Raw genomic sequence first — 13510 nt, 5'->3', positions numbered from 1 at the left:
TCGTGAGGCGCCACCCTCCCCCACAAGGGGGGAGGGATCAGAGTGTGCCCGCAAATCATGACCCCCTCCCGCATTCATCGCCTGACGCTGACGCATTTTCGCAATTACCGGGCGGCGGGGCTCGAGGCGACGGCTGACATGGTGGCGCTGGTCGGGCCGAACGGGGCGGGCAAGACCAATTGCATCGAGGCGATCTCGTTCCTGTCGCCGGGACGCGGCTTGCGGCGTGCGACCCTGGACGACGTTGCCGACAACCAGGGCGACGGTTCCTGGGCGGTATCTGCACAGGTCGAGGGCGCGCTGGGCCTCGCCACGCTCGGCACCGGCATCGATCCGCCGCGCGCCGACAGCCCGGTCAGCCGGCGCTGCCGCATCGACCGCGAACCGGTCAATTCGGCGGCGTCCTTCGGCGACCATATCCGTATGGTGTGGCTGACGCCGGCGATGGACGGGCTGTTCATGGGTGCGGCGTCCGAGCGCCGGCGCTTCTTCGACCGCCTCGTGCTTGCCATCGACAGCGACCATTCCAGCCGCATCTCGGCGCTGGACCGCTCGCTGCGCTCGCGCAACCGCCTGCTCGAGACGCGCAATTACGACGACCATTGGTGTGACGCGATCGAGCGCGAGACCGCGGAGCTTGCGGTCGCCGTCGCCGCAACCCGCGGCCAGACTGCGGCACGTCTCACCGGCATGCTGAATGCACGCGCGCAGACCTCCGCCTTCCCCTCGGCGCAAATCGGGCTCGACGGCTGGATGGAGAACGCGCTGCTGAACGAGACGGCGACGTCGGTCGAGGACCGCTACCGCCAGATCCTGCGCGACAACCGTCCGCGTGACGCCATCGCCGGCCGCACCACGGACGGTCCGCATCTCACCGATCTCCAGGTGATCTACGCGCCGAAAAGCATGCCGGCGCGCGATGCCTCGACCGGCGAGCAGAAGGCGTTGCTGATCGGATTGGTGCTGGCGCATGCGAGCCTAGTCGCCGAGATGACCGGCATCGTGCCGCTGCTGCTGCTCGACGAGGTCGTCGCGCATCTCGATCCCAGCAGGCGCGCGGCGCTGTTCGACGAGCTGCGCAAGCTCGGCGCGCAGGTGTGGCTGACCGGCGCAGATCCGGCCGCCTTCGCCGAGATCGGCACCGGGGGCGAGATCTTTGACGTCGAGAGCGGACAAGTCAGCGCGCGCCGGTGAGCCGCCGCATTGAACCCGCGTGGTCCCGTCAACGACTAGCTGTCTGAGGCCGCGCCGATAGTGTCGCAGCGCTGCCATCGCGCGATGACACTGATGCGCGCGGCATTCCTGGAGAATGAGATGCGGACGGTAAGGTCCGGGGTGCAAGCCCCGGCACGATGGCGGGCGTTTGCGTGCGGCCTCGTCTTGCTCGCGACGTGCATGCTCGCGGCAAGCGCCGGCGCCTGGATGCCGCATCTGTCGCCGCTGTTCTCGGCCGACCTCACGCCGGATCCCGGTGCCAAGCTGCCCGCACCGACCGTCGCGGCCGGCGACGCCTGGGAGCTCACCGTCGGGCGCGACGGCGAGGCATGGTCGCCGCTCCAGCTCTATTGAGACCTCCGAGATCTTTGAACCTGCCCGCTTCCCGACGCGACTTCTGGTCTGAGACCGCGCCGACGGTGGCGCAGCCGTTGCAATCGCACGCGCCAAAGCGCCGCGCGGCATCCTGGAGACGTAACCATGTCGATGATCCCGCGCGGGACGCAAGTCCCGGCACGATGGCAGCTGCTTGCATGCGGTCTCTTCCTGATGGCGAGTTGCTCGATCGCGGCCGGCGCCGACGAGGGCATCATCGACGTCCACGCGCTGCCGCAGCTCGAGGGCGCGGTGGAAGACACCTCGCGCCCCGATCCCTATCGCGTCGAGTATCGCATGCCGACGCCGCAGGCGGCGACGCTGCCCGCGGTCCAAAAACTCCTGAGCGCCAACGGCTGGGTGCCCTATGTGATGCCGCTGGAGGAGAAAAGCAGCCTGCTGAAGTTCAAGAAGGGTCGGCAGGGCCTTTTCGTTCATTTCACGCAGGCGCTCGGCCGGCCCGACCAGTCCGTGGTTTACTACACGACCGACCGGATCTACGGGAACGTGCCATTTCCGGAAGGCGCAAGCGACATCGTGTTTGACGGGACGCGGCCCTATCTCGACTGCATCGCGCCGACGCCGCTCGATGCAACGTCGGACTTCTACAGCAGCCAGATGGCTGCGATCGGTTGGTGGAAGCTCACGCCGGAAACCGCTGCGCGCTGGACGACCAGCCTGGATGAAACCGCTCCCAACGGCCTGCGCGCGTTCTACGCGCACGCCGATAGCAAGGAGACCGGCTTTTATCAGCAGAAGCCCGTGATGCTGACGCTGACGCGCCGCGACGATGGCCGCACCAATGTCGATATCCGGCTCGCGCCCTTTGCGCTACCCAGCGAGCTCAAAGCGGATAGCGATCTGGCCGGCCTGCCGCGACCGAGCCCGACCAAGACGGCCAAGGGCCTCGGCAGCGCAAGCTCCGACAAGCGCGAAATGTCAGCCGCCGCGATGGCCGAGCTGCCCGCCGTGCTCGCTTTCTATCATCGCGAACTCGCCGCGCGCGGCTGGCAGGAGGACGGCAGCGCGCCGCGCGCGCCCGGCGACGAGGTCGCGATCAGGATCTCTTCGGCTGAGGAAACCGGCCTGCTGCGGCTTGGCCGCAAATACGATTTCACCATGGTCAGCCTGACCGCGCAGGTGAAGGAATCCGCACTTGCCGCCCGTGCCCAGGCGAAGAAGAAGGCCGACGAGAAGTTCCTTGGGGATGCGTTAGGTGCGGCCAAGCAGCTCATCACCGCCGACGACGCAAGACGCAAGTTGCAGGCGGCCGCGCTGTCAGACGCGCCGCTGAATGCACTGGCTGACAGCAAGACGCCGGTGCCGCTGCCTGAAACCGCCGAGGGCGTGACGTTCGAAGGCGACGCCGGCCGGCTCGAATTCTCTTCCACGTCGAGCGTGAAGGCGCTCGCCACGTTTTACCGGGCGCTGCTGAAATCAGCAGGCTGGAAGGAGCAGCCGTCCGTCATCAACCAGCCGAACATGGCGGTATTGGAGTTCGCAAAGGGTGGCAAATCGATCTCGATGACCGTGATGCAGATGGGGCCGAAGGTGAATGTCAGCGCCAACGGATCGGGCCTGGTGATGGCTGCAGCGAAGCCCGCCCAGGCCAAGCCGGGACAGGTCGCGTCGGTGCAAGCCAAGCCGACCGAGCCGCTCACGCTCGATCCCGATTCCGCCCTGCCGGTACCCACGCAGCACAGCTCCACCGGCGTTAGCTCCACGAAATTCTCCGGCAGCGATCAGTCGTTCCGGACCGAGCTCGAAGCCAGCATCCCCGCCGCGCTTGGCGACGTCCTCGCGTTCTATCGCACGGAGCTGGCCAAGCGCGGCTGGCAGGAAAAGGCCGACGGTGCGACCGTGACCGCCGAGCGGGCGGAGCTCGCGTTCACCTCGCCGGAGGGGCCGGCCGTGCTGAAGCTTGGCCGCGCCAGGGACGAGACAATTGTCAGCCTGGTGCAGCGGAATCCACAGGCCGCGGCCAAGGCCGACATCATGCCGAAAGCCGGACAGGCCAGGCTGATGCTCGGCAATATGGGGCCGACGGAGGCATCGCTGACGATCAACAATCAAACCGTGAAGATCGCGGCCGGCGCCGGCGGCCCGCAGTCGCCGAAAGGCCCGATGCTCGATCTGCCGCCCGGCAAGTACCAGTACGCGCTGCGTCTGGCGGGACGCCCTGCCCGGACCGAGACCCTCACCGTGGCCGCCGGCGATGCCTGGGGCCTCCTGGTGGGGCCAAGCGGAGACGTGCTGCCGCTTCAGATGTATTGAGCCTGCAAGGCCGTTCCGGGGCGTTCCAAGCGCCTCGGAACGCCCCTCGTCCCCGCAAAATCCACGTCTTCCACGGCCCGAAACTGCTTCTCGAATCGCGCTTTTTCCAGCGCCTGGAATCGGCCTTCGAAAGCCTTGAAAACCGGCCAAAAAATCCTATCTGATCAAGGACTTGCCGGGAGATACTTTGCGCTAGGCGCAATCCGTCTTTCGTGGCACAAATAGCCCGCATATCAGCGCCTTTTGCGCCGCTGATTCGGACGACATCTCGAAGGCCTCTCATGACAGAACCTGCTCGGCAGACGCCTGCCGAAAACGAACCCTCAAATCCGAGCGATTACGGGGCGGAATCGATCCGCGTGCTCAAGGGTCTCGATGCCGTCCGCAAGCGTCCGGGCATGTATATCGGCGATACCGATGACGGCTCGGGCCTACATCACATGGTCTACGAGGTCGTCGACAATGCGATCGACGAGGCGCTCGCGGGCCACGCCACGCGCGTCGATGTCGTGCTCAATGCCGACAATTCCGTCACCGTGCGCGACGACGGTCGCGGTATTCCCGTCGACATCCACAAGGGCGAAGGCATCTCGGCGGCCGAGGTCATCATGACCCAGCTGCATGCCGGCGGAAAGTTCGACCAGAACTCCTACAAGGTTTCCGGCGGCCTGCACGGCGTCGGCGTTTCCGTCGTCAACGCGCTGTCGAGCAAGCTCGGCTTGCGCATCTGGCGCGACAACAAGGAGCACTACATCGAGTTCGCCCATGGCGACGCCGTTGCACCGCTCAAGGCCGTCGGCGACGCGCCCGGCAGGCGCGGCACCGAGGTGACGTTCCAGGCCTCGACCGAAACCTTCAAGAACATCGAATATGATTTCGCCACGCTGGAGCACCGGCTGCGCGAGCTCGCCTTCCTCAATTCCGGCGTCAACATCGCACTCTCCGACATGCGTCACGCGGTCGAGAAGCGCGAGGAGATGCACTATTCCGGCGGCGTCGAGGAATTCGTCAAATATCTCGACCGCAACAAGAAGGCGATCGTGCCGGCGCCGATCATGGTGCGCGCGGAAGCCAACGGCATCGGCGTCGAGGCCGCGTTGTGGTGGAACGACAGCTACCACGAGAACGTGCTGTGCTTCACCAACAACATCCCGCAGCGCGACGGCGGCACCCATCTCGCCGGCTTCCGCGGCGCGCTGACGCGCCAGGTCAACGGCTATGCCGATGCCAACGCGAAAAAGGAAAAGATCGCGCTCACCGGCGACGACTGCCGCGAAGGCCTCACCGCCGTTCTCTCCGTGAAGGTGCCGGACCCGAAATTTTCGTCGCAGACCAAGGACAAGCTGGTGTCCTCGGAAGTGCGCCCCGTGGTCGAGAACGTGCTCAACGAGGCGCTCCAGGCCTGGTTCGAGGAGCACCCTTCCGAAGCCAAGATGATCGTCGGCAAGGTGATCCAGGCGGCCGCGGCCCGCGAAGCCGCGCGAAAGGCGCGCGAGCTGACGCGCAAGAGCCCGCTCTCGGTCTCCTCGCTGCCCGGCAAGCTCGCCGACTGCCAGGAAAAGGACCCGGCCAAGTCCGAGCTCTTCATCGTCGAGGGCGACTCGGCCGGCGGCAGCGCCAAGCAGGGCCGCAACCGCGAATTCCAGGCGGTGCTGCCGCTGCGCGGCAAGATCCTCAACGTCGAACGCGTGCGTCCCGACAAGATGCTAGGCAGCGAGCAGATCGGCACGCTCATCACCGCGCTCGGCACCGGCATCAGCGACGAATTCTCGATCGAGAAGCTGCGCTATCACAAGATCATCGTGATGACGGACGCCGACGTCGACGGCGCCCACATCCGCACGCTGCTGCTCACTTTCTTCTACCGTCAGATGCGCGACATCATCGACGGCGGCTATCTCTATATCGCCCAGCCGCCGCTCTATAAGGTCAACCGCGGCAAGTCCGAGCAGTATCTGAAGGATGAGCGCGCGCTGGAAGATTATCTGATCGATACCGGGCTGGACGATTGCGTCTATATTCCCGGTACCGGCGGCGATCGTACCGGCCGCGACCTGCGTTCGCTGGTCGACGACGCCCGCGCCGTCCGCGGCATCCTGCGCAGCCTGCACACCCGCTACAATCGCAAGGTGATCGAGCAGGCCGCCATCACCGGCGTGCTCAACAAGGCGATCTACGGCGATCCGGAGAAAGCCGCCGCGGCCGCGCAATACATCGCCGCCCGCCTCGACACTCTCGCCGACGAGGTCGAACGCGGCTGGGTCGGTCAATACGTGGAAGGCCATGGTTTCCAATTCGAGCGTACGGTGCGCGGCGTCAAGGAAGCCGCCGTCATCGACGACGCCTTCCTCGGCTCGGTCGAAGCGCGAAAGCTGGACGAGTACACGGTGAAGCTCGAGGACGTTTATGTCCGCCCCGGCAAGCTGCGGCGCAAGGACGTGGAGCATATGGTCTACGGCCCGGTCGATCTGTTCGAAGCCGTCACCGACGCCGGCCGCAAGGGCGTCACGCTGCAGCGCTACAAAGGTCTGGGCGAGATGAACCCGGAGCAGCTCTGGGAGACGACGCTCAACATCGATGCACGCTCGCTGCTCCAGGTGAAGGTCAAGGAGGTCGACGAGGCCGACGACATCTTCACCAAGCTGATGGGCGACGTGGTCGAGCCGCGCCGCGACTTCATCCAGGAACATTCGCTGAGCGCGACGATCGATATCTAGCCCCGACCTCGCTGCACCTCTCCCGCTTGCGGGAGAGGTCGGCGCGCGACGGGCGATGCGAAGCATCGTCCCGAGCGCGGCGGGTGAGGGCTTTCTCCTCGCAGGGATATTCTCCGTAGATTTCGACAATCCCACCGCGGAGACACCCCCTCCCCAGCCCTCCCCCGCAAGCGGGAGAGGGAGCGCACCTCGTTCGTGATAGCCATCGAGCCCGAATTGCTCCCCCGCTCAATTCTCTGTAGTTTCTGCCTCGAAACCCACTCGCCCCACCCAACAGAACAGTGAGACCTCAGTGGCGCCCATCCAGTACATCGTCGAGGGCGGTCAGCGGCTCTCGGGCTCGATCGAGCCGTCCGGCAACAAGAATGCGGCCCTGCCGATCATCGCGGCCGCCCTGCTCACCGAGCATCCGGTGACGCTGGAAAACGTGCCGCGGATTCGCGACACCGAGACGCTGGTCGAGCTGATCCGCTCGGTCGGCGCTGCCGCGGAATGGACGGCCCGCAATACGCTTCATATTCACGCCAAGAGCATCCGCGCCGCCGATCTCGATCCCGAATTGTGCGTCCGCATCCGCGCCTCGATCCTGCTCGCGGGCCCGCTGCTCGCCCGCTGCGGCGAAGTCATGCTGCCGCCGCCCGGCGGCGACGTCATCGGCCGCCGCCGGCTCGACACACATGTGCTGGCGCTGGAGCAGTTGGGGGCCAAAGTCACCGCAACCGACCGGCTCGAATTCCGCGCGGCAAGGCTGGCCGGCGCGGACGTGTTTTTGGACGAGCCCAGCGTCACCGCGACCGAGAATGCGCTGGTCGCGGCGGTCGCCGCCAACGGCGTCACCTATTTGCGCAACGCCGCGTCCGAGCCGCATGTGCAGGACCTCGCCAACTTCCTGGTCGCGCTCGGCGCGAAGATCGAAGGCATCGGCACCAACACCATGATCGTGCACGGTCCGGCGACGCTGGGCGGTGCGACCTACCGGATCCAGCCGGACCATATCGAGGTCGGCTCGCTGATCGGGCTTGCCGCCGTGACGCGCTCACCGCTTCGCATCGTGCGCGCCGGCGTCGAGCATCTGCGCTCGATCCGCATGGGCTTCGAACGGCTCGGCATCGTCTGCCGCATTGAAGGCGACGATCTCATCGTACCCTCGAACCAGACGCTGAAGATCCAGGACGATTTTGGCGGCCACGTGCCGAAGCTGGAGGACCAGCCCTGGCCGGCTTTCCCGGCCGATCTGATGTCAATCGCGATCGTCACCGCCACGCAATGCGAGGGCGTGATCCTGATGTTCGAGAAGATGTTCGAATCGCGGATGTTCTTCGTCGACAAGCTGATCGCGATGGGCGCGCGCATCGTATTGTGCGACCCGCACCGCGCCATCATCGCAGGACCCAGCCGGCTGCACGGCGCGACGATGACCTCACCCGACATCCGCGCCGGCATGGCCATGCTGCTGGCGGCGGTCTGCGCCGAGGGCACCTCCACGATCGACAACGCCGACCAGATCGAGCGCGGCTACGAGCGCATCGACGAACGGCTGAATGCGCTCGGCGCGAAGATCAAGCGCGTGCCCGAGCGGAAGGACTGAGGCGGCTTCCACTTCTGGATTGAGATGGTCTCGTGCCCCGGACGCAGCGCAGCACGCGAGTGATGCGCTGCTGAGCCGGGGCCCATACCGCAAAGACAGCGCTCGTGATTCTGGGTCCCGGCTCGCGCTCCGCGCGTCCGGGACACGAGAGTGAGGCCATGTTTTCGTCGCCCTGCGATGCTATTGGATAGCCATGCTCGACACCGTCCAGCCCCGTTCGCAGCCGCAAGCCGGCGTGCCGCCAGATCCTCTCGCCGACGAGTTCGTCGAGACGCTGCGACTGGCCGTGCCGATGATGCTGACACAGCTCGGGCAGATCGCGATGATCACCACCGATCTCGCGCTGATCGGGCGGCTCGGCGAGGCCGCGGTCGCCGCGGCGGCGCTGGCTCATACGGTCTATTTCGTCAGCTTCACCTTCGGGCTCGGTTTGATGGCAGCGGTTTCGCCGCTGGTCGCGCAGGCCTTCGGCGCCGGCGATGTCAGGCGCATCCGCCGCTCCCTGCGCGTCGGCCTGTGGGTCGCGCTCCTGATCTCGCTGCCGATGATGGCCTCGCCGCTCTATGGCGAGCACATCCTGATCGCGCTCGGACAGGCGCCGCACTCGGCCGCGCTCGCGCAGCGCTATCTGAACGGGCTGGCCTGGGGCATCGCGCCGGCGCTGGGCTTCATCGCGCTGCGCAGCATGATGAGCGCGGTGAACCGGCCGCAGGCGCCGCTATGGATCACGCTCGCGGCCATCCCCATCAATGCCGGGCTGGTCTATTGCCTGATCCATGGCCTGTTCGGCCTGCCGGAGCTCGGCCTGTTCGGCGCGGGGCTTGCGACCACCCTGGTCAATCTCGGCACTTTCGTCGCTACGCTCGCCATTGCGGGGCTGCGCAAGCCGTTCGCGGACTATCGTCTGCTCGCTCATCTCTGGCGGATCGACTGGCCCCTGATGCGCCGGCTCATCGCGATCGGCGCCCCGATCTCGTTCTCGCTGCTGCTGGAATATGGCCTGTTTTCGTCGGCGGCCCTGCTGATGGGATTGATCTCGACGACCGCGCTCGCGGCGCATCAGATCGCGCTCCAGGTCACCGCCGTGCTGTTCATGGTCCCGCTCGGCATCGGCATGGCGGCCACGGTGAGGGTGGGCCACGCCTTCGGCCGCGGTGAGCCGCTCGCGGTGAAGCGCGCAGGAGTCGTCGCAGCGGTGATCGGGATCGCGTTCGTCTCGGCCCTGACCGTCGCGATCATCCTCGGCCGCTATCAGCTCGCACGGCTGTTCTTCGGGAGCGGCGAGGCGAGCATGGCGACCGTCGAGCTGACCGCGACGCTGCTCCTGGTCGGCGCGACCTTCTTCATCGCCGATGCAATCCAGACCATCATGGGCGGCGCGCTGCGCGGCATCAATGACACCAGGATGACGCTGGTATTCGCCGCGATCGGATATTGGTGCGTCGGCTTTCCGATCGCCTGGTGGCTCGCCTTCCACGCCGATTTCGGCGCCGTCGGTGTCTGGATCGGACTGTCGATCGGATCGTTCGTCTATGCCGGGCTTCTGATCTTGCGCTTTCGGATGTTGACGCGCAAATTGGCGGAATGATCGGGACTGTCCGCGAAGTCACCCCCAATGTCGATGCCGGCCGGCTGCTGGCCGGCGCGCAGTTCATCGACGCCTTTCGCGTCGCGACCGGCAAACAACAGCTCGACGCCCGCGAGGCCTGCACCAGGATGGTGCTGCACGGACCGCGCTGGATCGATGCCCTCGTGCGCCTGCGCAACGTCCTGGTGGCTCCGTTCGGACTCAAGACATCAGGCGAAGGCGCGCCGGCGCCAGGCGGCCTGATCGGCCTGTTTCCGGTCCTCAGCGAAACCCCGGATCGGCTCGTCGCGGGTTTTGACGACTCTCATCTCGACTTCCGCATCGTCGTCGACGTGGCCGGCGATGCCGCGGGCCAGGGGGTGACATTGACCACGCTGGTGCGGACCAACAATCTGCTCGGCCGTGCCTATCTCACCCTGATCACGCCGTTCCACAAGCTTGTGGCCCGCAGCATGATGGGACGCATCGCCGAGCCGGCGCGATGACCCTGTCCGTCGATCTCTTCTACTCTTTCCGCAGTCCGTTCAGCTATCTGGCGCTACCGACGACGCTGAAGCTCGTCGCGGAATTTGATCTCGCGGTCAAACTCGCATCGACCTCCTGCTCTGGTGCATGCAGGGCGAGGGCCTGACGCGGCGGTAGCTCACTCCGCCGCACGCGCGGGCTTGTCGGCCGCCGCCTCCGACCATTCGCCGACGACGCGATCGAGATCGCAGAGATTCTGGTGCATCTGCTCCAGCGAAAAGCCCAGCGCGAAGAAGCGCTCCGCGGTGTCGCTCGGCTGGCCCCGGATCAGGCCGTCCCGGCGCACAGCGGCGACCGCTTCGGCATAATGCTGAAGCGCGACGTGGACGGGATGGATCGGCGGGGCGCCGGCGCCTTCGCGCAAGGCCGCGGCGGCCGAACGCAGGAAGCGTGCGATCACGGTCGAGACTTCCGTCAGCGGCGCGGCAAGCCGTGTCTGCACCTCGACCGGCAACGGCACCACGGTCGAGCGGCCGATCATCACGACGTCATGGCGCAGCCGCAAGATCGTGCGCAACAACGGGCCGGTGTCCGGCCCGCTCGACAATCGCGCAGAGCGCTCGCGCTCAGCTTCGGCGCCAATGGTATTCATGCCGACCATTGCGGCGCCGATACCGTCTTGAATCCGATGCAGCGCGTCATTGTCCCGGCCGCGCGTCAGGCCTGCGAGCAATTCGCTGAAGGCTTCTGCGATCAATTCGAGCAGCTTCGCCGCGCTAGCGCGGATTTGCCGCACCGCGCGCGATGGCAGCACCAGGAATGAGACGAGCAGCCCCGTCACCGCACCGACCGAAACTTCGCTGACGCGATCAATCGCCGAGGCCATGGGATCGGCATGATGCATCGACGGAAGCACGAGCACGATCACGGCGGTCACCGTTGCAGAGCTTAGATTCGGATAGATCGATGCGACAAAGGCAAGCGGCGCCACGGCCAGCACCAGAAGACCCAGCAGGCCCAGTTCGCCGGAATAGGGGATCAGGATCGCGATGGCGCCGCCATAGATCGCGCCGCCGATGGTGCCGAGCATGTAGTCGCGTGTCGCCTTCAGCGAGCGCCCGACGCTCATCTGGGTCACGATGATGGAAGTGAGGACGGCCCAGAGCGGCAACAAAAGATGCAGCGCGGTGGCGAGCGCGTAGGCGCCGGTGGCCGCCACCGTGACCCGGACCGCCAGCCCCAATTGGGTCTTTCGCGACCAGACCCGGTCGAACAGCTCTCCTGCGAATGCCATCGTCGAGTATCCCGGTCCAACTCTCATAAAGCCAGCCAAAAGCATAGCTGATGCCCGCGGTCCCGAGGCCGCTTGAAAGGCCAAATCAGCCCGCTTAACTTGCGCGCCAAAACGAGGAAACACGATGGCCCACGAAACCGCAACGCTCGCCGCCTATGTCGCCAGCCTGAAATACGGGGATATTCCGGCGGAAGTGCTGGATCGGGCAAAAGTGCTGATACTGGACTTCCTCGGCAGCGCGATCCGGGCCCGCAGCGAAGCGGAATCGACCCCCTCGATCCTGAAGATGCTGGAGGCGCTCGCGCTCGACACCAACGGCGGCTCCACCGTGTTCGGCGACAGCAAGACCTGGACGCCGGCGGTCGCGGCGCTGCTCAACGGCGCACTCGGCCATTCCCTCGACTTCGACGACACCCACGCCGATTCCTCGCTGCATCCGAGCGCGCCGGTGGTTCCGGCCGCCTTCGCCATCGGCGAGATGGTCGGCGCCTCCGGGCGCGACGTGCTGACCGCGATCGTTGCGGGCTATGAAGTCTGCTGCCGGCTCGGCAACGCGCTCGACCCGACCTCGCATTATGCGCGCGGCTTTCACCCCACCGCCACCGCCGGCACCTATGGCGCAGCGGCGGCCGCCGGCAAGCTGTTCGGCCTCTCCGAGCAACAGCTCATCGCCGCTTTCGGCGTCGCCGGCAGCCAGGCCGCGGGCTCGCTGCAATTTCTGGTCAATGGCGCCTGGAACAAGCGCTATCAGGTCGGCGCCGCCGCGATGAACGGCGTGATCGCAGCAACGCTGGCGCGCAACGATTTCGTCGGCGCGACGGAATCGGTCGAGGGCAAGCATGGCCTGCTCGCCGGCTACACCGACGATGCGCATCCCGACAAGGCGGTCGCCGAGCTCGGCAAGACCTATGAGACGATGAAGATCGGCGTAAAACCTTACCCGAGCTGCCGCTACACCCATGCTGCGATCGACGCGCTGATCGCGATGCGGCGCGAGCACAATCTGACGCCCGATCAGGTCAAGCGCGTGGAGATCGGCCTGCACCGCAACGGCATCACGCTGACCGGCGACGCCGCGACCAAGCGCCATCCCAGCTCGATCGTCGGCGGCCAGTTCTCGATGTTCTTCACCGGCGCGCTCGCGCTCGACCAGGGCTCGTTTGGCTGGGACGACTACACCCGCCTTGGGGACGCCGCCATCGACGCGCTCGCCGACAAGTTCGACGTGGTGCAGGACGACCGGCTCGAAATCGGCCGCACCCACCCCTTTGGCGCGCGCGTGAGTATCACGACGGACGACGGCGTGCATGAGCGGCTCTACGCCGATCCGTCGGGAGAGCCGACCTCCTTCCCCGACGCGCAGGCGATGCAGCAGAAGTTTTTGACCCTGGCACGCCCGGTGCTGAACGCGCGCGCGGAGAAATTCGCGGACGCGATTATGACGCTGGAGCGGTTCGATCGCGTGGCAAAGGCGACCGAGCTGGGGAGGTAGTAGATTCGCGCGACACGAGCGGTGCACCCTCGCCCCTTGTGGGAGAGGGTGGCTCGCCGCGCAGCGGCGAGACGGGTAAGGGGTTCTATCCGCGAAGCAAACCTCTCACCATTGAATGCGCGGATAGAGACCCCTCATCCGGCGCTTCGCGCCACCTTCTCCCGCAAGGGGAGAAGGAAGAAGAATTGTCCAGACCGGATAGATAGGTAACAAAGTAGACCGGATGGATGGGTGACAGTTCTCTGTCGGCTGGGAGGATCAGCCGATGCCTTGGCGAGAGAGCTGCGCAATGGACCAACGGGTTAGCTTCATCGCGGATCAGCGAAGCGGAATGTGGACGATGACGGAGCTTTGCGAACGCTACGAGATTAGTCGCAAGACCGGTTACAAATGGTTGGATCGTTATCAGCTGGAAGGGCCTGGAGGGCTTACGGATCGCTCGCACGCGGCGCGGGTGCATGGGCGAGCGACGCCGCAGCACATCGTGGATGCGATTGTGGGG

General features: G+C 66.0%; 9 protein-coding genes and 2 pseudogenes. 10 read left to right on the top strand and 1 reads right to left on the bottom strand.

Annotation, left to right across the window (positions count from 1 at the left end):
• Nucleotides 1-57 precede the first annotated feature (57 nt).
• The 8 genes and pseudogenes from recF to IVB27_RS05455 form a co-directional block, all read left to right on the top strand.
• A complete protein-coding gene (gene recF / locus IVB27_RS05490) occupies nucleotides 58-1194 on the top strand; it encodes a DNA replication/repair protein RecF (protein WP_247442198.1) in 1137 nt (378 codons plus the stop codon).
• Nucleotides 1195-1314: 120 nt separating this feature from the next.
• Nucleotides 1315-1494, top strand: a pseudogene (locus IVB27_RS05485) (hypothetical protein); the annotation flags it as partial.
• Nucleotides 1495-1695: 201 nt separating this feature from the next.
• A complete protein-coding gene (locus tag IVB27_RS05480; RefSeq protein ID WP_247442000.1) occupies nucleotides 1696-3864 on the top strand; it encodes a hypothetical protein in 2169 nt (722 codons plus the stop codon).
• Between the two features lie 281 nt (nucleotides 3865-4145).
• Nucleotides 4146-6581: a DNA topoisomerase (ATP-hydrolyzing) subunit B gene (gene gyrB, locus IVB27_RS05475; RefSeq protein ID WP_247441998.1), complete on the top strand. Its 2436-nt coding sequence runs from the start codon at nucleotides 4146-4148 to the stop codon at nucleotides 6579-6581.
• Between the two features lie 292 nt (nucleotides 6582-6873).
• Nucleotides 6874-8169, top strand: a complete 1296-nt coding sequence (gene murA, locus IVB27_RS05470) for a UDP-N-acetylglucosamine 1-carboxyvinyltransferase (protein ID WP_247441996.1) — start codon at nucleotides 6874-6876, stop codon at nucleotides 8167-8169.
• A 193-nt stretch (nucleotides 8170-8362) separates the two neighbouring features.
• Nucleotides 8363-9757 (top strand): MATE family efflux transporter, encoded by a 1395-nt coding sequence (locus IVB27_RS05465; protein WP_247441994.1) that lies wholly within the window; start codon nucleotides 8363-8365, stop codon nucleotides 9755-9757.
• Nucleotides 9754-10242: a DUF2867 domain-containing protein gene (locus tag IVB27_RS05460; RefSeq protein ID WP_247441992.1), complete on the top strand. Its 489-nt coding sequence runs from the start codon at nucleotides 9754-9756 to the stop codon at nucleotides 10240-10242. The genes IVB27_RS05465 and IVB27_RS05460 overlap by 4 nt, the downstream gene beginning before the upstream one ends.
• Nucleotides 10239-10346 (top strand): annotated as a pseudogene (locus tag IVB27_RS05455) (2-hydroxychromene-2-carboxylate isomerase); the annotation flags it as partial. The gene IVB27_RS05460 and the pseudogene IVB27_RS05455, both read left to right, overlap by 4 nt.
• 54 nt (nucleotides 10347-10400) lie before the next feature.
• On the opposite strand, the gene IVB27_RS05450 reads toward IVB27_RS05455, so the two are convergent.
• Nucleotides 10401-11516, bottom strand: a complete 1116-nt coding sequence (locus IVB27_RS05450) for an FUSC family protein (RefSeq protein WP_247441991.1) — start codon at nucleotides 11514-11516, stop codon at nucleotides 10401-10403.
• Nucleotides 11517-11640: 124 nt separating this feature from the next.
• Between IVB27_RS05450 and IVB27_RS05445 the strand changes: the two genes are divergently transcribed.
• Nucleotides 11641-13008: an MmgE/PrpD family protein gene (locus IVB27_RS05445; RefSeq protein ID WP_247441989.1), complete on the top strand. Its 1368-nt coding sequence runs from the start codon at nucleotides 11641-11643 to the stop codon at nucleotides 13006-13008.
• A 289-nt stretch (nucleotides 13009-13297) separates the two neighbouring features.
• The coding region (locus IVB27_RS05440) for a helix-turn-helix domain-containing protein (RefSeq protein WP_247441987.1) at nucleotides 13298-13510 on the top strand (213 nt) is incomplete at its 3' end.

The sequence above is a fragment of the Bradyrhizobium sp. 197 genome (assembly GCF_023073375.1).
Taxonomy (GTDB): Bacteria; Pseudomonadota; Alphaproteobacteria; order Rhizobiales; family Xanthobacteraceae; genus Bradyrhizobium.
The sequence above is the reverse complement of the archived record's forward strand: the minus strand, read 5'-3'. Positions and strand labels throughout refer to the sequence as shown.